The following is a 22673-nucleotide window of genomic DNA, read 5'->3' on the forward strand; positions in this document are numbered from 1 at the left end:
CGGCATAATTCCCGCAAAAAGAAAACGGACCCCGGAGGGTCCGTTTCGCGTTTCAACGCCTGTCAGGGCTTATTTATAGGCCGACTGGTGGACGCCTACCGCGCGGCCTGACGGATCGTTCATGGTTTTGAATGCTTCATCCCACTCAATGGCTTTAGCAGAAGAGCAGGCCACCGACGGACCGCCAGGAACACACTCCGCCGCGCTTGGCAGCGGGAACAGCTCTTCGAAGATCTCGCGGTACAGATAGCCTTCTTTGGAGGTCGGCGTGTTGTACGGGAAGCGGAAGCTTGCGGTTTCCAGCTGCTGGTCGCTGATCTGTTTCGCGGCCACTTCTTTCAGCGTATCGATCCAGCTGTAGCCGACGCCGTCAGAGAACTGCTCTTTCTGCCGCCAGGCAACGCTGGCCGGCAGATAGGATTCAAAGCATTCGCGCAGCACGTGTTTTTCCATTTTGCCGTTGCCGCACATCTTATCCTGCGGGTTGATGCGCATCGCCACGTCGAGGAACTTCTTGTCAAGGAACGGCACGCGGGCTTCCACGCCCCAGGCGGACATCGCTTTGTTGGCGCGGGCGCAGTCAAACATATGCAGCGCCTGCAGCTTACGTACCGTCTCTTCGTGCAATTCTTTGGCGTTCGGCGCCTTATGGAAGTAGAGGTAGCCGCCGAACACTTCGTCCGAGCCTTCGCCGGAAAGCACCATTTTGATGCCCATGGCTTTAATTTTCCGCGACATCAGGTACATCGGCGTCGAAGCGCGAATAGTGGTCACATCGTAGGTTTCGATGTGATAGATAACGTCGCGGATCGCATCCAGCCCTTCCTGGACGGTAAAGTGAATTTCATGGTGCACGGTGCCGAGGTGGTTAGCCACTTCCTGCGCCGCTTTCAGGTCAGGAGAGCCTTCCAGACCGACCGCGAAGGAGTGCAGCTGCGGCCACCAGGCTTCGCTACGCTCCTGATCTTCAACGCGACGGGCGGCAAATTTCTTGGTGATGGCGGAGATGACCGAAGAATCAAGGCCGCCGGAGAGCAGCACGCCGTAGGGGACGTCGGACATCAGATGGCTTTTCACCGACTCTTCCAGTGCCTGGCGCAGCTCGTTCTTATCGGTAACGTTGTCTTTTACCGCGTCGTAATTGAACCAGTCGCGCTGATAGTACTGGCGAATTTCACCGTCTTTGCTCCACAGGTAGCTACCCGCCGGGAACTCTTTAATGGTGCGGCACACCGGCACCAGGGCTTTCATTTCGGAAGCGACATAGAAGTTGCCGTGTTCATCATGCCCCATATACAGCGGGATAATGCCGATATGGTCGCGGCCAATTAAGTACGCGTCTTTTTCGCTGTCGTACAGGGCGAAGGCGAACATCCCCTGCAGGTCGTCGAGGAACGCCGGGCCTTTTTCCTGATACAGCGCGAGGATCACTTCGCAGTCGGAGCCGGTCTGGAACTGATAGCGGTCGCCATATTCCGCGCGCAGCGCCTGATGGTTGTAGATTTCGCCGTTAACGGCCAGCGCATGGGTTTTTTCGGCGTTGTACAGCGGCTGAGCGCCGGCGTTGACATCGACAATCGACAGGCGCTCGTGCGCCAGAATCGCTTTGTCGCTGGCATACACGCCAGACCAGTCCGGACCGCGATGGCGCATCAGGCGGGAAAGCTCCAGCGCCTTTTTACGCAGCTCGCCTGCGTCAGTTTTAATATCCAGTACGCCAAAAATAGAACACATAGCCTTCTCCATTACCCTGTCGTGTTTGATGTTGTGCTGGCTTCGTCTCGTGGCGAAGCCTGAGTGCGTGCTTAAGAAAATGCCGTAAAGGGGGAGCAGGCGCAAGGGTTTTACGGCTGGAAAAAGAAAAAACGCAACTGCGATTGTTGAATAGTAAAAAAAGAGTATCTTTTGAACGGCTTCATTGAAGAATACGCAATTTTAAGCCGTTTTTATTAGATATGGTACTTTTGGCAGGCGTCAAAAATGAACAACCACGTCCTGAGACGTGGCTGACATTAGAAAATATCGATTTCCGCGACGGAGGGGTAGATCCACGACGGGCGGAACGGCATGCTGTCGATGTCGTCGAGGGTCGAGACTCCGGAGAGCACCAAAATGGTCTCCAGCCCCGCCTGGAAGCCAGCCAGAATGTCGGTGCGCAGATTGTCGCCGACAATCACCGTCTGTTCGGAGTGGGCCTGCATTTTGTTCAGCGCTGAGCGGATGATCCACGGGCTGGGTTTACCGACGTAAAACGGCTTACGGCCGGAGATCTTCTCGATCCCGGCGCACAGGGCGCCGCAGGCCGGGTAGAAGCCGCGACCGTGAGTATCCGGGTTAGTGGCAATGAAGCGGGCGCCATTGGCGACAAAGAAGGCCGCCTTATGCATCATCTCCCAGTTAAAGGAGCGGGTTTCCCCGACGATGACAAAATCCGGGTTGACGTCGGTAATGGTAAAGCCGGCTTTGTACAGCTCGTGGATCAGCGCCCCTTCACCCACCACATAGGCTTTCTTACCTTCCTGGCGGCGCAGAAAATCGGCCGTCGCCATCGCCGAGGTGTAGAAGGCGCTATCCGGAACCTCAATCCCGGCGGTGGCGAAACGGTTCGCCAGATCTTGGCCGGTTTGCGACGGGTAGTTGGTCAGCATCACCAGCGGCATGCCTTTCTCGAGGATGCGCTTGATAAACTCGGCAGCGCCGGGAACGGCGACGTTATCGTGCATCAGCACACCGTCAATATCACAAATTATGTTTTGAATGGTCATGGTGGGTCCAGAATCATTATCAAAGACGAAACTATACGCGTCATTGATGAGGTTTCACACCTCTGACGGGCGATGCCCGCCAACGACAGAGCGACGCGCTTATCAATAAAGGGGGGCGGTTAGCTCTCAAGCAAGCGCTGCAGCAGCGTGCCATTGAGCATGGCGCGTTTGACCAGCGCGAAGGCGCCAATCGCTGAGCGATGATCGAGGGTGGAGCGCACCACCGGCAGGTTCTTACGAAACGCCTTCAGCGCCTGGGCGTTAATGCAGCCCTCAATGGCCGGGAGCAGCACTTTCTCGGCTTCCACAATTTCGCCGGCGATGACGATTTTTTGTGGATTGAACAGGTTGATGGCGATGGCGATCGTTTTTCCGAGGTGACGCCCTACGTACTCGACCACTTCGCAGGCCAGGGCATCGCCTTTGTTGGCCGCTTTGCAGATGGTTTTGATCGTGCAGTCATCGAGGGTCAGACGGCTCTGATAGCCCTGCTCCAGCAGGTGGCGAACGCGATGTTCGATGGCGGCATTAGCCGCGACGGTCTCCAGACAGCCAAAGTTGCCGCAGTGGCAGCGCTCGCCCAGCGGGTCGACCTGAATATGGCCGATTTCGCCGACGTTGCCGTTACGGCCGATAAAAATGCGTCCGTTGGAGATGATCCCTGCCCCGGTGCCGCGGTGCACGCGCACCAGAATGGAGTCTTCGCAATCCTGGCTTGCGCCAAAATAGTGCTCGGCCAGCGCCAGGCTGCGGATATCGTGTCCGACAAAGCAGGTAACGTTGAAGCGTTTTTCCAGCGCCCCGACCAGGCCCCAGTTTTCCACCGCAATGTGCGGCATATAGCGGATCACCCCGCTTTCCGGATCCACCAGCCCCGGCAGGATCACCGAGATGGCGATCAGCTCGCGAATTTTGCGCTGACAGTTTTCAATAAAAGTGGCGATGATATTCAGCAGGGCGTGTTCCAGCGTTTCCTGGGTGCGCTCGGGCAGCGGGAAATGCTCCTCTTCCAGGGTCTTGCTGCTTAAATCATAGAGGGTGAGAGTGGCGTCATAGCGGCCAAGGCGCACGCCAATGGCGTTGAAGTTGCGCGTCTCCGCAATGATGGAGATGGCGCGGCGCCCCCCGGTGGAGGCCTGCTGATCGACTTCTTTGATCAGGCCGCGCTCAATAAGCTGACGCGTGATTTTGGTCACGCTGGCAGGGGCAAGCTGGCTTTGTTCCGCGATCTGAATGCGCGAGATAGGCCCATGCTGGTCAATCAGGCGGTACACGGCCGCGCTGTTCAGTTGTTTTACGAGGTCAACGTTACCAATTTGAGCTTGTCCGCCTGCTGTCATACTTTTACTTACTCAGTGACGACCTCGTTACCATTAACGATGGTCTTGGTGATTTTATAATCGCGTGTAAAGGCGGTCAGGTTAGCGACCATACCCGGCGCAATACTGCCGAGCTGCTTGTCCACACCAATGGCGCGCGCGGGATAGAGCGTCGCCATGCGCAATACTTCGTCCAGCGCCACACCGCAATGCTCAACCAGATTACGCACCCCTTCAATCATGGTCAGGGAAGATCCGCTGAGGGTGCCGTTTTCATCTACGCACAGCCCGTTGCGGTAGTATATTGTTTTCCCGGCAAAAATGAACTGGTCAATATTCGCCCCCGCCGGCGCGGTGGCGTCGGTGACCAGGCACAGTTTGTCGCCTTTCAGGCGCTTGGCGTTGCGCACGTTGGCGTAATCGACGTGCATCCCGTCGACAATAATACCGCAGTAGACATCCGGCTCGTCAAAAATCGCCCCGGCCAGACCCGGTTCGCGGCCAGTAATGTACGGCATTGCATTATACAGGTGGGTGGCGAAGGTAATGCCTGCGCGGAAGCCCACTTTCGCCTCTTTCAGCGTGGCGTTGGAGTGGCCCGCGGAGACGACGATCCCGGCGGCGACCAGTTTGCGGATCACTTCCGGCTCAACGCGCTCAGGGGCGAGGGTCACTTTGGTGATCACATCGGCGTTGTCGCACAGGAAATCGACCAGCGCCGCGTCCGGTTTACGCACATAGTCCGGGTTGTGGGTGCCTTTCTTGACGATATTCAGCCACGGTCCTTCAAGATGCAGACCCAGCGCCTGGTTCGGGTGCTTTTGCAGGTATTCGCGCATCACGCGCACGCCTTGCTTCATCAGATCGTCGCTGGAGGTAATCAGCGTCGGCAGGAAGCTGGTGCAGCCTGAGCGTTCGTTGGCCTTCTGCATGATCTCCAGCGTGTCGACAGTGACCGCGTCAGGGCTGTCGTTAAACTGCACGCCGCCGCAGCCGTTGAGCTGGACGTCGATAAAACCGGGGGCGAGGATGGCGCCGTTGACTGAGCGCTGCTCGATGTCAGACGGCAAATCTGCCAGCGGACAAAGACGTTCGATAAGGCCATTAGCGATAACAACCGCATGGTCATCAAGAATTTCATGACCGGTATAAACCCGGCCCTGGGTTAATGCATACATTACGACCCCCGGTATATACGCCTCATCAGGCCCGGGTACGTTCGTTTGCCGCCGGCATGATGATGCATACAAAGAAAAAGATGGTCCCGCGCAAATCGCGGGACACGACTACATTACAGACCTTTAATATTTTCAGCTTCTAATTCGTTGAAATATTTCAGTGTCTTCACTTTCAGCTCCATGGTAGACGGTTCGTCACAGACGATCACCGCCTTCGGATGCAGCTGCAGACAGGTAATGGTCCACATGTGGTTGACGTTACCTTCTACCGCCGCCTGCAGCGCCAGCGCTTTCTGATGGCCCAGCACCAGAATCATTACCTCTTCTGCATCCAGCAGGGTGCCCACGCCGACGGTTAGCGCATATTTCGGCACCAGATCCACGTCGCCGTCGAAGAAGCGGGAGTTCGCCACGCGGGTTTCATGGGTCAGGGTCTTAATACGGGTACGAGACGCCAGAGAGGAGGCCGGTTCGTTAAACGCGATGTGACCATCGTTGCCCACGCCGCCCATGAACAAGTGGATTTTACCGTAGGAACGAATTTTTTCTTCATAGCGACGGCATTCCGCATCGATGTCCGGCGCGTTACCATTCAGCAAGTTGATATTTTCTGCCGGAATATCAACGTGGTCAAAGAAATTACGGTGCATGAAGCTATGATAGCTTTCCGGATGCTCTTTCGGCAGGCCAACGTATTCATCCATGTTGAAGGTGACGACGTGTTTGAAGCTAACCTGGCCTGCTTTATGCATTTCAACCAGCGCCTTGTAGGCGGTGAGTGGGGTGCCGCCGGTCGGCAGTCCCAGGACGAACGGACGGTCCGCGGTTGGTTTAAATGCATTAATGCGGTTAACGATATGGCGGGCAGCCCATTTACCGACCTGCTCAGCGGTTACCAGGGGGATCAGTCTCATTCTTCACCTCTATAGTTAAAGTAGATTCTGGCGGATTGGCGCCAGCACTCTGAGGAGAGTATTGCAGCAACTGCGCCGACCGGGGTCAATCCGTGTTGATTTTTTGAATGATAAAATAAGTTTTCGATGTTAGCCAGTGTAAGGGAGGGGGGAATACGATATTTGGTGATAATTATCACAAAAAATACCCGTTTAATTTGCGATACGAATTAATTTTTCACACACTTTGCCGGTAAGTGATAAAACCGACCTTGTTACACAATAAAAAAGTGGCTTTGAAAATGAGCCTCATCGGGGTCTCATAGGGGGAATAAGATGAATATTTTAGGTTTCTTTCAGCGGCTGGGTAGGGCGTTACAGCTCCCTATCGCAGTGCTGCCGGTCGCAGCATTGCTGCTGCGTTTCGGGCAACCAGACCTGTTGAATGTACCCTTCATCGCGCAAGCGGGTGGGGCTATCTTCGACAACCTGGCGCTGATCTTTGCTATCGGTGTGGCGTCAAGCTGGTCCAAGGATAACGCCGGTTCTGCGGCGCTGGCCGGGGCAGTAGGTTATTTCGTGATGACCAAAGCGATGGTCACCATCAATCCGGAAATTAACATGGGCGTACTGGCCGGTATCATTACCGGTCTGGTAGCAGGGGCGGTGTACAACCGCTGGGCCGGCATCAAGCTGCCGGACTTCCTGAGCTTCTTTGGCGGCAAACGCTTCGTGCCGATCGCCACCGGCTTCTTCTGTCTGATTCTCGCGGCGATCTTCGGCTACGTCTGGCCGCCGGTGCAGCACGCTATCCATGCGGGCGGCGAGTGGATCGTTTCCGCAGGGGCACTGGGTTCCGGTATCTTCGGTTTTATCAACCGTCTGCTGATCCCGACCGGCCTGCATCAGGTGCTGAACACCATCGCCTGGTTCCAGATTGGTGAGTTTACTAACGCCGCAGGCGCCGTGTTCCACGGCGACATCAACCGCTTCTACGCCGGCGACGGCACCGCGGGGATGTTCATGTCCGGCTTCTTCCCAATCATGATGTTTGGTCTGCCGGGCGCGGCGCTGGCGATGTATCTGGCCGCTCCGAAAGCGCGTCGTCCAATGGTGGGCGGTATGCTGCTGTCTGTTGCCATCACCGCGTTCCTGACCGGGGTAACCGAGCCGCTGGAATTCCTGTTCATGTTCCTGGCTCCGCTGCTGTACCTCCTGCACGCGGTACTGACCGGTATCAGCCTGTTCATCGCAACGGCGCTGGGCATTCATGCAGGCTTCTCCTTCTCCGCCGGCGCCATTGACTACGTGCTGATGTACAGCCTGCCGGCCGCCAGCAAAAACGTCTGGATGCTGCTGGTGATGGGCGTGGTCTTCTTCTTCGTCTACTTCCTGCTGTTCAGCGCGGTGATCCGCATGTTCAACCTGAAAACACCGGGTCGTGAAGACAAAGCCGCTGACGTGGTAACGGAAGAAGCCAACAGCAACACTGAAGAAGGCCTGACCCAGCTGGCGACCAGCTATATCGCCGCGGTGGGCGGAACGGACAACCTGAAAGCGATTGACGCCTGTATCACCCGTCTGCGTCTGACCGTGGGCGATTCGGCGAAAGTGAACGACGCCGCCTGTAAACGTCTCGGCGCATCCGGGGTGGTGAAACTGAATAAGCAAACCATCCAGGTTATCGTCGGCGCGAAGGCAGAGTCTATCGGCGATGAGATGAAAAAAGTGGTTACCCGCGGCCCGGTAGCGGCAGCGGCAACCGCACCGGCTGGCAACGTCGCCACCGCAGCGCCAGCGGCTAAACCGCAGGCGGTAGCGAACGCGAAGACCGTTGAGTCGCTGGTTTCGCCGATTACCGGTGACGTGGTGGCCCTCGAGCAGGTGCCGGACGAAGCCTTCGCCAGCAAAGCCGTCGGCGACGGTATCGCGGTGAAACCGACCAGCAACATCGTGGTGGCCCCGGCCGCCGGTACCGTGGTGAAAATTTTCAACACTAACCACGCGTTCTGCCTCGAAACCAACAACGGTGCGGAAATCGTCGTCCACATGGGTATCGACACCGTGGCGCTGGAAGGCAAGGGCTTCAAACGTCTGGTTGAAGAGGGCACGGACGTGAAGGCGGGCGAGCCGATTCTGGAAATGGATCTGGACTTCCTCAACGCCAACGCGCGCTCGATGATTAGCCCGGTAGTCTGCAGCAATAGCGATGACTACAGCGCGCTGGTGATACTGGCGAGCGGTAAGGTCGTAGCCGGCCAGACGCCGCTGTATGAGATTAAAGGCAAGTAAGGCTCCTGAGTCGAGTTTATGCCTCAGCGGCGAAGGGAAACCTTCGCCGCTTTTTTTTCCAGCAATCGGCCCCATAATCCTCTTCTGATACCTATTTTACGTAACTAATAGTTGTCACTACGCCCTGCTTGTAAGATCATGTGCCGTTATACGTTGTTTACGCTTTGAGGAACCCGTGATGAGTGAGGCAGAAGCCCGCCCGACTAACTTTATCCGTCAGATCATTGATGAAGATCTGGCTACCGGTAAGCACACCACCGTTCACACCCGCTTCCCGCCGGAGCCGAACGGTTATCTGCACATTGGCCATGCGAAATCCATCTGCCTGAACTTCGGCATCGCCCAGGATTATCAGGGCCAATGCAACCTGCGTTTCGATGACACCAACCCGGTGAAAGAAGATATCGAATACGTGGAGTCGATTAAAAACGACGTGCAGTGGTTAGGTTTCCACTGGTCCGGGGACGTTTGCTACTCGTCTGATTACTTTGATCAGCTGCATCAGTATGCGGTTGAGCTGATTAACAAAGGCCTGGCCTACGTTGATGAACTCTCTCCTGATGAGATCCGCGAATACCGCGGCACCCTGAAAGCGCCGGGTAAAAACAGCCCGTATCGCGACCGCAGCGTGGAAGAAAACCTGGCGCTGTTCGAAAAAATGCGCAGCGGCGGCTTCGAAGAGGGCAAGGCCTGCCTGCGCGCGAAGATCGATATGGCGTCGCCGTTCATCGTGATGCGCGATCCGGTGCTGTACCGCATTAAGTTCGCTGAGCATCATCAGACCGGCAACAAGTGGTGCATCTACCCGATGTACGACTTCACCCACTGCATCAGCGATGCGCTGGAAGGCATTACCCACTCGCTGTGTACCCTGGAGTTCCAGGACAACCGTCGTCTGTACGACTGGGTGCTGGACAACATCAGCATCCCGGTTCACCCGCGCCAGTACGAATTCTCGCGCCTGAATCTCGAATACACCGTGATGTCCAAGCGTAAGCTGAACCAGCTGGTGACTGAGAAGCACGTGGAAGGCTGGGACGATCCGCGGATGCCGACCATCTCCGGTCTGCGTCGTCGCGGCTACACCGCCGAATCCATCCGCGAATTCTGCAAGCGTATCGGCGTGACCAAGCAGGACAACACCATTGAGATGGCGTCGCTGGAGTCCTGCATTCGCGAAGATCTCAACGAAAACGCGCCGCGCGCGATGGCGGTGATCGATCCGGTGAAACTGGTTATCGAGAACTACCCGCAGGGCGAAAGCGAAATGGTGGCGATGCCGAACCATCCGAACAAGCCGGAGATGGGCAGCCGCGAAGTGCCGTTCAGCGCGGAAATCTGGATCGACCGCGCGGACTTCCGTGAAGAAGCCAACAAGCAGTACAAGCGTCTGGTGCTGGGCAAAGAAGTACGTCTGCGCAACGCCTACGTCATCAAAGCGGAACGCGTGGAGAAAGATGCCGAAGGCAATATCACTACTATCTTCTGCACCTACGATGCCGACACCCTGAGCAAAGATCCGGCTGACGGCCGCAAGGTCAAAGGCGTGATCCACTGGGTGAGCGCGGCGCATGCGCTGCCGGTAGAGATCCGTCTCTACGATCGCCTGTTCAGCGTACCAAACCCGGGCGCAGCGGAGGATTTCCTCGCGGTGATCAATCCGGAATCGCTGGTGATCAAACAGGGTTACGCGGAGCCGAGCCTGGCGCAGGCGGAAGCCGGTAAAGCTTACCAGTTTGAGCGTGAAGGTTACTTCTGCCTCGACAGCCGCTATGCAACCGCAACCAGTCTGGTGTTTAACCGCACCGTCGGTCTGCGCGATACCTGGGCGAAAGCGGGCGAATAACATTTTCCCTACCGTCAAAGCGCCGCACTCTGCGGCGCTTTTTTTGTTTCAGAATCAGCCAATTACTCTTTTTATTTTCGCGAAGCGAATTAATTCTGTTTCGCTCCGGAAATAAATAACGCTTCTGATATTTCCTGTCTCATATAAAAAACCAATGTAATCGCTTTCAGTCTTCGAATTTTTCCCTGATTTAGCAATGACTTCCATGACAAAATCATCAGAGATAAGACTGTAACAAAACGACATAAATTATGTGCGCTTTGTCATAATCTTAAGCTTTGCCTCACGAAAAACATTGATAATTCGCGTCACGAAAAATAGTCTATCTACAGTGGTTTCGCGGCCTTTTTCGCCGCCCCACATTTTTCAGTTTTATTTATTTTTTTAGCGAATGACCCCTGGTCTTCGCCTTTTAAAACGTCAAAGAGGATATGCACATGCGTACGTTTAGTGGCAAACGTAGTACGCTGGCGCTGGCTATTGCCGCCGTCACCGCGATGTCGGGCTGGGTTGTGATTCCGCAGGCCAGCGCAGCAGGCTTTATCGATGATTCTACTTTAACCGGCGGTATCTATTACTGGCAGCGTGAGCGTGACCGTAAAGATGTGACCGACGGCGACAAATACAAAACCAACCTTTCCCACTCCACCTGGAACGCCAACCTGGACTTCCAGTCCGGCTATGCCGCCGATATGTTTGGCCTTGATATTGCGGCGTTTACCGCGATTGAAATGGCGGAGAACGGCGACAGCGGCCACCCGAACGAAATCGCCTTCTCGTCGCGCAACAAAGCCTATGACGAAGACTACTCCGGCGATAAGAGCGGCATCAGCCTGTATAAAGCCGCCGCGAAATTCAAATACGGTCCGGCGTGGGCGCGCGCGGGCTACATCCAGCCAACCGGTCAGACCCTGCTGGCGCCGCACTGGAGCTTCATGCCGGGGACCTATCAGGGGGCGGAAGCCGGGGCCAACTTCGACTATGGCACCGCGGGCGCGTTAAGTTTCTCCTACATGTGGACGAACGAGTATAAAGCGCCATGGCATATCGAAATGGATGATTTCTACCAGAACGATAAGAAGACCAAAGTTGATTATCTTCACTCCATCGGCGCCAAATATGATTTCAAAAACGACCTGGTGCTGGAGGCGGCATTTGGTCAGGCTCAGGGCTATATCGATCAGTACTTTGCTAAAGCCAGCTACAAATTTGACGTCGCCGGCGCGCCGTTGAGCACCAGCTACCAGTTCTACGGCACTCGCGATAAGGTCAGCAACGGCGGGGTCAACGACATCTATGACGGCACCGCATGGCTGCAGGCGTTAACCTTTGGCTATAAAGTAGCGGATGTGCTGGATCTGCGTCTGGAAGGGACCTGGGTGAAGGCCGATGGCCAGCAGGGCTACTTCCTGCAGCGTATGACCCCGACCTACGCCTCCTCCAACGGTCGTCTCGATATCTGGTGGGATAACCGCTCCGACTTCAACGCCAACGGTGAAAAAGCGGTCTTCTTCGGCGCGATGTATGACATGAAAAACTGGGATATGCCGGGCTGGGCGTTTGGCGCGTCTTATGTGTACGCCTGGGATGCGAAGCCTGGCAGAATGGCTTCTCCGGATGCGTACTATGACCCTGACTATCGCCTGAAAGAGTCGGCCTATAGCCTCGATGCCATGTATACCGTGCAGGAAGGCCGGGCGAAGGGCACGCTGTTTAAACTGCACTTTACCCAGTACGACAACCATTCCGATATTCCGAGCTGGAGCGGCGGCTACGGCAATATCTTCCAGGATGAGCGCGACGTGAAGTTCATGGTTATCGCCCCGTTCACCATTTTCTGATGCCTGCGCGGCGGGCGTGAGCCTGCCGCACCTCTGGGAGAACGACTATGAAAAAAATGCTGCTTATTGCCATAATGGCATCGGCTCTGGTGGCCTGCACCACGTCCCCGGCCCCGAAAGAAGACACCAAACTGAAAGATGCCTATAGCGCCTGTATTAATACGGCGGAAGGCAATCCGGACAAGATTGAAGCCTGCCAGAGCGTACTGAATGTCCTGAAAGAGGATAAACAGCACCAGCAGTTTGCTAACCAGGAGAGCGTCCGGGTGCTGGATTACCAACAGTGTATCCAGGCTACCCGCACCGGCAACGATCAGGCGGTAAAAGCGCGCTGCGACCAGATCTGGAAAGAGATCCGCAGCAATAATTCGACCCATTAAGCCAGACGGCAGCGGCAAACGGGCGGAGCATATCTCCGCCCGTTTGCTTTTTTAGCGCTGACTCTCCGCCGGCTGATAGCCGCGACTCAGGCGCACAAACAGCAGCGCGGTGGCGATGAACCCGCACAGCGCAGCGCACATTAGCCACCATCCCGGCGCGCTTTTATCGCCGGTAAGCTCGACCAGGGCAGTGGAGATAGCCGGCGTCAGGCCGCCGAAGATGGCGGTGGCGAGGCTGAAGGCAAGCGAAAAGCCCACGGTGCGGACATAAACCGGCATCACTTCGGTGAGCGCCGCCACCATCGCGCCGTTATACATGCCAAAGAAGAACGAGAACCACAGCAGGACCAGCGTCATGCGGGTGAAATCCGGCGCGGCGGTGAGCCAGTGCATCACCGGCCAGGTGGTGAGCAGCGCCAGCACGGTGATCCCCATCAGCACCGGGCGACGACCGATCCGGTCAGAGATGGCTCCGCCAATCGGCAACCAGATAAAGTTGGAGATGCCCACCAGCATGGTTACCAGCAGACTGTCGCGGGCGCTGAGGTGCAGCACCGCTCTGCCGTAGGTGGGCGTATAGACGGTAATAAAGTAAAACGTGGTGGTGGTCATCGCCACCAGCAGGGTCCCCGCGGTAATAATGCGCCAGTTCCTGGCGATGGTGGTCAGGATCTCTTTGGTATCCGGGCGATGTTTACGCTGCAGGAATTCCTCGGTTTCCTGCAGTGAGCGGCGCAGCACGAAAATCAGCGGAATGATCAGGCAGCCAATAAAGAAGGGGATGCGCCAGCCCCAGGCGGCGATCTCCTCATGTTCCAGCGTGGCGTTCAGCGCATAGCCGATCAGCGCCGCCATGATGATAGCCACCTGCTGGCTGGCGGACTGCCAGCTGGTATAGAAGCCTTTATTGCCCGGCGTGGCGATTTCAGAGAGATAGACCGACACTCCGCCAAGCTCGACGCCCGCCGAGAACCCCTGCAGCAGACGGCCCACTAACACGAGGATCGGCGCCAGCACACCGATAGTCTGATAGCCAGGGACCAGGGCGATGAGTAGCGTCCCGCAGCCCATGATCGCCAGGGTGACCATCAGCCCTTTGCGGCGACCGATTCTGTCGATATAGGCGCCGAGCACCACCGCGCCGATGGGACGCATCAGGAAGCCCGAGCCAAATACCGCAAAGGTGAGCATCAGCGCCGCGAACTCGCTCTCCGCCGGAAAGAAGGTGCGGGCGATATAGGTGGCGTAAAAGCCAAACAGGAAGAAGTCGAACTGTTCGAGAAAATTACCGCTGGTCACGCGGAGGATAGCGCCGACGGTGCCGGCGCGGGTGGGTTGTTGGGTCATAGGGGGTGCTCTCCATTGTCTTTATCTTGTTGTTATCGGGTGCAGAGGGGGGTAAGTCAGTCGCCGGCGACGCCCACCTGTTTTCCGCGGCGTTTCTCAATCGCCCACTTGAGTAACGCCGCACAGCGATAAAATCCGTGGGCAAATTTTCCATACGGCAGGGTTAAGAACAGGGCCATCACCACCCCGAGGTGGATGGCGAGCAGGATGCCCATCCACGAGGTATCCCGCCCCGCCAGCAGCGCCAGGCCAGTGAAGCTGGTCAGCAGCAGCAGCAGAATAAATCCGCGATCCATCGGCTTCTGCCGCGCGTCGCCGTGCAGCGGCGAGCGGCGCAGGTTCAGCCACAGCAGGCCCGCCGGGCCGACCAGCAGGCCGATGCCGCCGAGGGTGCCGAGCAGCACCGGCAGGCTGAAGAACGGGTAGGGGGCTTCCCGGCCGGCGATATAGTGATAGCACGTGGCCACCACGGTGGCGGCGAAGCAGAGCATAAAACCGTAGAAGGTGCAGTGGTGGAATCGGCGGCGCAGCAGGGTGAAGGCGTCATCGGCTTCGTTGCAGCCTTTCCCGTGCCCGCCGTCGAGATATTTCAGCGTCAGCGCGTCATGGGATGCCTTCGCGATATCAATCGGTTGCGGCTGGCCAGGGGAGATCTCGCGCCAGAAGCGGATCACCCCGGTCATCAGTAAGCCAATCGCCAGCACAAAGACCGAGCCAAACATCCACGCCAGCAGGTTATGGGGGAATATCTGGTAGAAGTCGCCCGCCAGCGGCGGATGAAGCAGCGAGCCTTTGAGCCCCATCGCCAGCAGCAGAAAGATAATCAGGCCGCCGACCAGCGCCAGCACGGTGGTCATGCCGGCCCGGCGGTACAGGCTGCCAAAGGCGGCGGGCTGGGCGTAGTGTTGATAGGCCTCGAGCCGGACTTCGGCCATCGCCTTCGGCACGTTAATGGCAAACTCGTGCGGTGGTGCGTACTGGCAGGCGTGCAGGCAAGCGCCGCAGTTATGGCACAGGTTAGCCAGATAGTTGATATCCGCCTTGCCAAAGGCCAGGCGCTGGGTCATCGCCGGGAAGACGGCGCAAAACCCTTCGCAGTAGCGGCAGGCGTTACACACCTGCATCACCCGTTCGACTTCCGCTTCCGGTTCGGTGATGATCTGCGCGTCAATGATCAGCTTTTCAAGCGACTTCATGGTGTTTCTCCTGCTGCGCCGCCCGGGCGGCTTGCTGGCCGGCGATACGGCCGAAGGTGGTGCCGATCGACATCCCAACGCCGGCGGTGTAGCCCTTGCCCAGCACGTTGCCAGCCATCATTTCCCCGGCGACGAAGAGATTACGGCTGGGTTGACCGGCGAAATGGACGGCGGCGGTGTCGTCGACGTATAGCCCGAGGTAGGTGAAGGTGATCCCCGGACGCAGGGCGTAGCCGTAGTAAGGCGGCGTATCGATGGGGCGCGCCCAGTGAGTTTTCGCCGGCGTGAGGCCAGAGGTCGCGCAGTTATCCAGGCGGGTGTGATCGAACTGGCCCGGCGCGCAGGCGGCATTATAGTCGGCGATGGTTTGCGCTAAACGTTCGCCGTCAAGCCCCAGCTGGCGGGCCAGTTCCGCGATGGTATTGGCCTGAGCGCCGGGAAAGACCGGGGGCATAAAGTGGCCGATGGCTTTGCTGTCGATGATCGAGTAGCCGATCTGGCCGGGCTGGTGGGCGACCAGTCGGCCCCAGATGGCGTAGCGTTTAGGCCAGAAATCTTCCCCTTCATCATAAAAGCGCACGGCATCGCGGTTGACCACCACCCCCAGCGAAACGCAGTCGACGCGGGTGCAGATCCCGCCGTCATAGAGCGGCGCCCGGGCGTCAATGGCGACGCAGTGGGACTGAGAAGGATCGCCGATGATATCGGCCCCAGCGTCGATCATAAACTTGAGCAGCACCCCCTGGTTGAAGCGCGTGCCGCGGATGAGAAAGTTATCGGCGGGCCATTCGCCGCGGTCATTTTGCCCCCAGGCCTCGCGCAGCCACTCGCGGTTGGATTCAAATCCGCCGGCGGCGAGAACGCAGCTTTTCGCGACAATCCGTTCCTCGCCCGCCAGCGCGGCGACAAATTCACCGTTGCGCAGCTCCAGGGCCTGCACCGGCGTGTTGTAGCGGATCTGCACCCCCATCTGCTCTGCGCTGCGGTAATAGGCATTGACCAGCGCTTTGCCGCCGCCCATAAAAAAGGCGTTGGTGCGGGCCACGTGCAGGGCGCCGGAGAGCGGCGGCTGAAAGTTAACCCCGTGCTGGCGCATCCAGTCCCGGCACTGGGATGAGGTGCGGATCACCAGCCGGGCCAGCGCTTCGTTGGTGTTCCCTTCGGTGACGCGCAGCAGATCCTGCCAGTACTCCTCTTCCGGGTAGCTGTCGACCAGCACATCCTGTGGCGCATCGTGCATACAGCGCAGGTTACGCGTGTGCTGCGAGTTGCCGCCTCGCCACTCCCGCGGCGCCGCCTCCAGCAGCAGCACCGAGGCGCCGGCTTCCCGGGCGGTTAAGGCGGCGCATAGCGCGGCATTGCCGCCGCCAATGACCAGTACATCCACCATTATCGGTTCCCTTGTAATTTAATTAATTGTTAAATTTGTAATGGGAATGTAGGCGGTAACGGCGGCAGGGCGCTATGGCGTAGCGCTAAAGAGGGGTTTAGTTAACGTAAAGGGTAGCACCTGGCCAGCGATCGGACTCCACCAGCTGGCGCATGACTTTGCTCAGTATTACCCTTGCCGCAAGGCCTGCCGGGGTGAGCTCATCATCCGACAGGCTGACCAGAAAGTTGGGACGGCTGAGGACCGGATTAGCGATGCCGATCACCCTCAGCGCCTGATGGTCGAGATGGGAAATGGCGGCCCCGGGCTGCAGGGTAGCGCCCAGCCCGCTGCGCACGGCCTGCATCAGCAGGGCCAGACCGTCAATGTCCGCCACCACCTCAACGCTGAGGTTGTGCTGCTGGCAAACCGCCTCCAGCCTGCCGCGCAGGCCGTGGCCCTGGCTTGGCATAATCAGCGGCAGGGTGGTGAGCTGGTCAGGGGATACAGGATCATCCGGCAGCGAGGCCAACAGCGCATGGGTGCCAATCAGGAACAGGCGCTCTTCGAGCACCGGTCTGGCGCTCCAGCGCAGGATCTTCTCCTGCTGGAAGACGATGGCTAAATCCAGCTGGCGGGTGTTGATCATCCGCTCCAGATTCCCGGAGAGGCTTTCCACCAGGTGCAGGCGGACGTCGGGGTAGCTCTCGCGCATCGCGTTGATGAACGGAACGCCCAGAACGGAGGCGGTGCTTGGAGCCATGCCGACGCTGACGTGGCCCGACAGCCGCGCCTCGCGGGCGGCGAGGATGGCATCATCGGCATGACGCAGCGCCAGCTGCGCCTGTGAGTAGAAAGCAAGGCCCGCGCTGGTGGGCGTCACGCCGCGGGAGGTCCGCTGCAGGAGGCGAATGGCCAGCTCATTTTCCAGACGCGCGATCTGCTGGCTGAGCGCCGAGACGCCGATATTCAGATCGAGCGCGGCGCGGCCCATGCTGCCGGTTTCAACAATGCGCGCAAAATAGCGTAGCTGGCGAAGTTCCATATCAACTCTCCGGACAAAGCGGGGACTCGCGAGGGGCGCCGCCGGGACGTGAGCGGGAAGCGCGGCAGAAGCGCCCATAAAAAAGCCAACCGACTGGTTGGCTTTTCAGAGCAGGCGAAGCGGGGAATTACTTTTCCACCGCGTCGTGGGCGTGTTCGTCCTCGCGGCAATCACCTTCCGCACAGTGGCCGTACAGATACAGACTGTGGTTGGTCAGGCGGATGCCGTGACGGGAAGCGATTTCACGCTGGCGCGCTTCGATAGAGTCATCACTGAATTCGATCACTTTGCCGCAGTCGAGGCAGATCAGGTGATCGTGGTGATGCTGCTGAGTCAGTTCGAAAACGGATTTACCGCCTTCAAAATTATGACGAGTCACGATACCGGCGTCATCAAACTGGTTGAGGACGCGGTAAACGGTCGCCAGACCAATCTCTTCGCCCATGTCGATCAGGCGTTTATATAAGTCTTCCGCACTGACATGATGGTTATCCGGTTCCTGCAGCACTTCAAGGATTTTCAGTCGAGGAAGTGTGACTTTCAGGCCAGCCTTCTTTAATGCGGTATTGTTGTCAGTCATGCGGAATCTGTCCTGTTGCTAAACGATCTACTTCCTTCAACGGAAGTCATACAGAAATTAACCCGACGTAATGCGTCTCATTATAGAACTGCCACTGGTAAATGAAAACTGCAAGTATCGGGCCTGGTTTGCTGTCAAAAACGAGGCACCAGCTACAAACTGCGTCACGTGCCTCGTAGAATCAGAGGACATTGTACAGATATGTGATTAAAAGTTAAAAACTTGTAGCTATTAGTTTGATTGCTTTTGTCTATTAATGCGACGCAACTCAATGATTGCGCCGCTTAATCATCAGGCGTTTTTGATTTCTTCGAGGTGCAGCTCTTCGGCCACCTGCTTCACCCACTTCTCAACGCGCTCGTTGGTCAGCTCCGGCTGGCGGTCTTCATCAATGGCGAGGCCGACGAAGTGGTCGTCATCCGCCAGGCCTTTAGAGGCCTCGAAGTGATAGCCGGCAGTCGGCCAGTGGCCAACGATGGTCGCGCCGCGTGGCTCAATGATGTCGCGGATGGTGCCCAGCGCATCGCAGAAGTACTCTGCGTAGTCTTCCTGGTCGCCGCAGCCGAACAGCGCCACCAGTTTGCCGTTAAAGTCGATCTCTTCCAGCGTCGGGAAGAAGTCGTCCCAGTCACACTGCGCTTCACCGTAGTACCAGGTCGGGATGCCGAGCAGCAGGATGTCGTGGGCTTCCAGATCTTCTTTGCTGCTTTTGGCAATGTCGTGAACATCAGCAACATCTTTACCAAGCTGCTTTTGAATCATTTTTGCAATATTTTCGGTGTTGCCGGTGTCGCTGCCAAAAAAGATGCCGATGATTGCCATGAGTAAAATAACCTCTTGAAACTTAAATGATGTGGTAGGGACGCGATGCCCACAGATAACGGCAATCATAGCAGAACAGGCAAGGGCGCGGAAACAGCAATCACGCCCGACTGCACACTCTGCTACATGAATGCGGATTTTTCGCGGAAAGTTAGAGTTTTCCCTGGCTGCGCAGGGCGGTTAATTGCGTCATCAGCATCTCTTCAATGAGATCGCTGCGGCTCATATTACGCGCTTCCGCCAGTTCGTTAAGCGCATCGACCGCGTCGGCGTTGAGCTTTAGCTCCACGCGCTTCAGCCCGCGCACTTTATCGCGTTTCAGCTGATTACGTTTGTTGATGCGCAGTTGTTCATCGCGCGACAGCGGATTGGTTTTCGGTCTTCCCGGGCGACGCTCGTTTGCGAACAAATCTAATGTCGTACGGTCCGTTTGTTCTTTTGCCATGATTCTGAGTGACTTCGGGGAAACAAGCTGCCGGGCTCTAGCCGGCGCAGATAGCGCGCCATCATACATCAGGCGAACGGCTGCGCCAACGACCGCGGGCATTCTGCGGCGCGGTCGGGCATATTTTAGCCAATCAGGCGGCTATGCTCGTCAGATAGCGGCGGATCGCGCGCAACACCGCCTCGGGTTTCTCGGCATGGACCCAATGTCCGGCGCCGGCAATGACGTGGGCCCGAGCCTGCGGGAACTGGGCCAGCAGCGCGTCGCGGTAGGCGTCGGTCACATAGGGGGAGTTGCCGCCGGGAATAAACTGCGTTGGGTGCGGCCAGGCCGGGATGGTTTCCCAGCCGACGATATGCGGGTACTGGTCCCACAGCACTGGGACGTTGAAGCGCCAGTCGCCGTCGACGAAAGATTTCAGCAGGAACTGAATCACGCCCTCTTCCTGCAGATGCTCGCGCATCACCTGCGCCGCCTGCTGGCGAGTGCTGGCGGCGGATACGCTGACGGCGCGAATAGCGGCGAAGATCTCATCATGGCGGCGAACGTGATAATCCACCGGCGCGATATCAATAGCCACCAGACCGCTGATGCGCTCCGGGGCCAGGGCGGTCAACGCCATCACCGCTTTGCCGCCCATCGAATGGCCGATAAAGGTGGCCCGTTCGATCTGATGCGCGTCGAGCGTGTCGAGCAGATCCTGCGCCATCGCGGGGTAGGTCATCTCTGGCGACCGCGGCGACAAACCGTGGTTGCGCATATCGACCTGCAGAATATCGTGGTCGGCGATCAGGTCGCGGGCGAGGATGCCCAGGTTGTCCAGGCTGCCAAACAGACCATGGACCAGCACGATCGGGGAGTGGTTGTGCGGATTCTGTGCAGATTGCGCTCGGCTATTTAATTTCATGGCAAAGTTCTTTTTTTCGCTCCGTCGGGTTAGGGTATTATGTTGGACATTCTGCCATCCGGCTGCAAGACCCAGAAGTTTTCTGAGTTTTACCGCCATCCTGGTTTGACGCTATCCGCGGTTGGGATTTGTACTTATAATCCCAACGATTTGTATTCAGAAAAGATATCGCACTGGATTAAGATGAAAACAATTGAAGTTGATGATGAACTCTACCGCTATATTGCCAGCCACACTCTGCATATCGGCGAGAGCGCATCCGACATTTTACGGCGTATGCTGAAATTTTCCGCCGTTTCCCAACCGGCTACACCGGTCAGCAAAGCCGCGCCGACGCTGGCGCCCACGCCTGCCGCTGAGGTGAAACCCGCTAACCCGGTGAAAGATAAAGTCCGCGCCATGCGCGAGATGCTGTTATCTGATGAATACGCCGAGCAGAAGCGCGCGGTGAACCGTTTTATGCTGGTGTTGACCACCCTCTATTCCCTGGACAGTAAAGCATTTGCCGAGGCCACTGAGTCTCTGCACGGCCGCACGCGCGTTTACTTCGCGGAAGATGCGCGTACGCTGCTGAAAAGCGGTAATCAGACCAAACCGAAACAGGTTCCTGGTACACCGTGGTGGGTGATCACCAATACCAATACCGGCCGTAAATGCAGCATGATTGAGCACATCATGCAGTCGATGCAGTTCCCTGCGGAGCTGATTGAAAAGGTTTGCGGCACGATCTAGCTTTTTAACATTTGCACCAGAAGGATCAGGCAATGGCAATCGATAAACGTGCGGGGCAGCCTGCGCAACAGAGTGATTTGATTAACGTCGCCCAACTGACTGCTCAGTACTACGTGCTGAAGCCTGAAGTCGGTAATGCGGAGCATGCGGTCAAATTCGGCACCTCCGGCCATCGCGGCAGCGCGGCGCGTCACAACTTCAACGAACCGCATATCCTGGCCATCGCCCAGGCTATTGCGGAAGATCGTGCGAAGAACGGGATCACCGGTCCGTGCTATGTCGGTAAAGATACCCACGCCCTGTCCGAGCCGGCGTTTATTTCGGTGCTGGAAGTGTTAACCGCCAACGGCGTTGACGTTATCGTTCAGGAAAACAACGGATTCACCCCGACGCCGGCGGTCTCCAACGCGATTCTGGTGCATAACAAAAAAGGCGGTCCGCTGGCGGACGGCATTGTGATCACCCCGTCACACAACCCGCCGGAAGATGGCGGTATCAAGTACAACCCGCCAAACGGCGGTCCGGCTGATACCAACGTCACCAAAGTGGTGGAAAACCGTGCCAACGAACTGCTGGCCGCTGGCCTGCAGGGTGTGAAACGCATTTCTCTGGACGCGGCGCTGGCTTCCGGCCACGTCAAAGAGCAGGATCTGGTGCAGCCGTTCATTGAAGGCCTGGCGGACATCGTCGACATGGCGGCGATCCAGAAAGCGGGCCTGACGCTGGGCGTCGATCCGCTGGGCGGTTCCGGTATCGAATACTGGAAGCGCATTGGCGAGCACTACAAGCTCAATCTGACCATTGTGAACGACCAGGTGGACCAGACCTTCCGCTTTATGCACCTCGATAAAGACGGCGCCATCCGCATGGACTGCTCCTCGGAATGTGCGATGGCGGGCCTGCTGGCGCTGCGCGATAAGTTCGATCTGGCATTTGCCAATGACCCGGATTACGACCGTCACGGGATTGTCACCCCTGCCGGGCTGATGAATCCGAACCACTACCTGGCGGTGGCGATTAACTACCTGTTCCAGCATCGTCCGCAGTGGGGTAAAGAGGTAGCGGTCGGTAAAACCCTGGTCTCCTCGGCGATGATTGACCGCGTGGTGAACGATCTGGGCCGCAAGCTGGTGGAAGTGCCGGTGGGCTTTAAGTGGTTCGTTGACGGCCTGTTCGACGGCAGCTTCGGCTTCGGCGGCGAAGAGAGCGCCGGGGCCTCCTTCCTGCGCTTCGACGGCACGCCGTGGTCCACCGATAAAGACGGCATCATCATGTGCCTGCTGGCGGCGGAAATCACCGCAGTGACCGGGAAAAACCCGCAGGAGCACTATAACGAGCTGGCGGAACGCTTCGGCGCGCCGAGCTACAACCGTCTGCAGGCTTCCGCGACCTCCGCGCAGAAAGCGGCGCTGTCTAAGCTGTCGCCGGAAATGGTCAGTGCTGACACCCTGGCGGGGGATCCAATCACCGCTCGTCTGACCGCGGCGCCGGGCAACGGGGCGGCGATTGGCGGCCTGAAAGTGATGACCGACAACGGCTGGTTTGCGGCACGCCCGTCAGGCACCGAAGACGCCTACAAGATCTACTGCGAAAGCTTCCTCGGCGAAGAACATCGCAAGCTGATTGAAAAAGAAGCGGTAGAGATTGTCAGTGAAGTGCTGAAGAACGCTTAACGGCGCACGATCATCAGGCCCCTTGCGGGCCTGATTTTTTTCG

Annotated in this window: 19 protein-coding genes; 6 read left to right on the forward strand and 13 right to left on the reverse strand. The window is 57.5% G+C overall.

From position 1 onward, the window contains the following. Positions 1–69 precede the first annotated feature (69 nt). From asnB to nagB, 5 genes are all read right to left on the reverse strand, one after another. Positions 70–1734, reverse strand: coding sequence for an asparagine synthase B (asnB, locus tag CE636_RS22880; RefSeq protein ID WP_017901427.1), 1665 nt, complete (start codon positions 1732–1734; stop codon positions 70–72). A gap of 278 nt (positions 1735–2012) precedes the next feature. Then, complete coding sequence (locus CE636_RS22885; RefSeq protein WP_004885918.1) at positions 2013–2765, reverse strand: HAD-IIA family hydrolase; 753 nt, start codon at positions 2763–2765, stop codon at positions 2013–2015. A 119-nt stretch (positions 2766–2884) separates the two neighbouring features. Further along, positions 2885–4105 carry a DNA-binding transcriptional regulator NagC gene (gene nagC / locus CE636_RS22890; RefSeq protein WP_004885919.1) on the reverse strand — a complete coding sequence of 407 codons (1221 nt, stop codon included), beginning with the start codon at positions 4103–4105 and terminating at the stop codon, positions 2885–2887. A gap of 8 nt (positions 4106–4113) precedes the next feature. Further along, on the reverse strand, positions 4114–5262 hold the full coding sequence (nagA, locus tag CE636_RS22895; protein WP_004885928.1) for an N-acetylglucosamine-6-phosphate deacetylase: 1149 nt from the start codon (positions 5260–5262) through the stop codon (positions 4114–4116). A gap of 113 nt (positions 5263–5375) precedes the next feature. Beyond that, on the reverse strand, positions 5376–6176 hold the full coding sequence (gene nagB / locus CE636_RS22900; protein WP_002894749.1) for a glucosamine-6-phosphate deaminase: 801 nt from the start codon (positions 6174–6176) through the stop codon (positions 5376–5378). 315 nt (positions 6177–6491) lie between these two features. On the opposite strand from nagB, the gene nagE reads away from it, so the two are divergent. The 4 genes from nagE to chiQ all read left to right on the forward strand — a co-directional run bounded on the left by nagE (position 6492) and on the right by chiQ (position 12514). Beyond that, on the forward strand, positions 6492–8447 hold the full coding sequence (gene nagE / locus CE636_RS22905) for a PTS N-acetyl glucosamine transporter subunit IIABC (protein WP_017901426.1): 1956 nt from the start codon (positions 6492–6494) through the stop codon (positions 8445–8447). Positions 8448–8625: 178 nt separating this feature from the next. Next, complete coding sequence (glnS, locus tag CE636_RS22910; RefSeq protein ID WP_004885933.1) at positions 8626–10293, forward strand: glutamine--tRNA ligase; 1668 nt, start codon at positions 8626–8628, stop codon at positions 10291–10293. Positions 10294–10730: 437 nt separating this feature from the next. After that, the gene (chiP, locus tag CE636_RS22920) at positions 10731–12134 is read left to right on the forward strand and encodes a chitoporin ChiP (protein ID WP_017901425.1); all 1404 of its coding nucleotides are present in this window, start codon (positions 10731–10733) and stop codon (positions 12132–12134) included. Between the two features lie 47 nt (positions 12135–12181). Next, the gene (gene chiQ, locus CE636_RS22925; protein ID WP_004885941.1) at positions 12182–12514 is read left to right on the forward strand and encodes a ChiQ/YbfN family lipoprotein; all 333 of its coding nucleotides are present in this window, start codon (positions 12182–12184) and stop codon (positions 12512–12514) included. Between the two features lie 51 nt (positions 12515–12565). On the opposite strand, the gene CE636_RS22930 is transcribed toward chiQ, so the two are convergent. The 8 genes from CE636_RS22930 to ybfF all read right to left on the reverse strand — a co-directional run bounded on the left by CE636_RS22930 (position 12566) and on the right by ybfF (position 20225). Next, positions 12566–13861 (reverse strand): MFS transporter, encoded by a 1296-nt coding sequence (locus CE636_RS22930; protein ID WP_004885943.1) that lies wholly within the window; start codon positions 13859–13861, stop codon positions 12566–12568. 56 nt (positions 13862–13917) lie between these two features. Then, positions 13918–15057, reverse strand: coding sequence for a tricarballylate utilization 4Fe-4S protein TcuB (tcuB, locus tag CE636_RS22935; protein WP_017901424.1), 1140 nt, complete (start codon positions 15055–15057; stop codon positions 13918–13920). Beyond that, positions 15044–16447: an FAD-dependent tricarballylate dehydrogenase TcuA gene (gene tcuA / locus CE636_RS22940; RefSeq protein ID WP_017901423.1), complete on the reverse strand. Its 1404-nt coding sequence runs from the start codon at positions 16445–16447 to the stop codon at positions 15044–15046. The genes tcuB and tcuA overlap by 14 nt, the downstream gene beginning before the upstream one ends. 97 nt (positions 16448–16544) lie before the next feature. Next, positions 16545–17471 carry a tricarballylate utilization LysR family transcriptional regulator TcuR gene (gene tcuR / locus CE636_RS22945; protein WP_017901422.1) on the reverse strand — a complete coding sequence of 309 codons (927 nt, stop codon included), beginning with the start codon at positions 17469–17471 and terminating at the stop codon, positions 16545–16547. A gap of 127 nt (positions 17472–17598) precedes the next feature. After that, on the reverse strand, positions 17599–18051 hold the full coding sequence (gene fur, locus CE636_RS22950; protein ID WP_004885952.1) for a ferric iron uptake transcriptional regulator: 453 nt from the start codon (positions 18049–18051) through the stop codon (positions 17599–17601). A 291-nt stretch (positions 18052–18342) separates the two neighbouring features. After that, positions 18343–18873 carry a flavodoxin FldA gene (gene fldA, locus CE636_RS22955; RefSeq protein ID WP_002894765.1) on the reverse strand — a complete coding sequence of 177 codons (531 nt, stop codon included), beginning with the start codon at positions 18871–18873 and terminating at the stop codon, positions 18343–18345. 151 nt (positions 18874–19024) lie between these two features. Continuing rightward, positions 19025–19318 carry a LexA regulated protein gene (gene ybfE / locus CE636_RS22960; RefSeq protein ID WP_004885954.1) on the reverse strand — a complete coding sequence of 98 codons (294 nt, stop codon included), beginning with the start codon at positions 19316–19318 and terminating at the stop codon, positions 19025–19027. Positions 19319–19451: 133 nt separating this feature from the next. Then, positions 19452–20225 (reverse strand): esterase, encoded by a 774-nt coding sequence (gene ybfF / locus CE636_RS22965; RefSeq protein WP_004885955.1) that lies wholly within the window; start codon positions 20223–20225, stop codon positions 19452–19454. 183 nt (positions 20226–20408) lie between these two features. On the opposite strand from ybfF, the gene seqA reads away from it, so the two are divergent. Then, entirely contained in the window at positions 20409–20957 is a 549-nt protein-coding gene (seqA, locus tag CE636_RS22970; protein ID WP_017901421.1) for a replication initiation negative regulator SeqA, read from the forward strand. Between the two features lie 32 nt (positions 20958–20989). Beyond that, entirely contained in the window at positions 20990–22630 is a 1641-nt protein-coding gene (pgm, locus tag CE636_RS22975; protein ID WP_002894773.1) for a phosphoglucomutase (alpha-D-glucose-1,6-bisphosphate-dependent), read from the forward strand. Positions 22631–22673: the final 43 nt, after the last annotated feature.

The organism is Klebsiella sp. LY (assembly GCF_004010915.1).
Taxonomy (GTDB): Bacteria; Pseudomonadota; Gammaproteobacteria; order Enterobacterales; family Enterobacteriaceae; genus Klebsiella; species Klebsiella quasipneumoniae.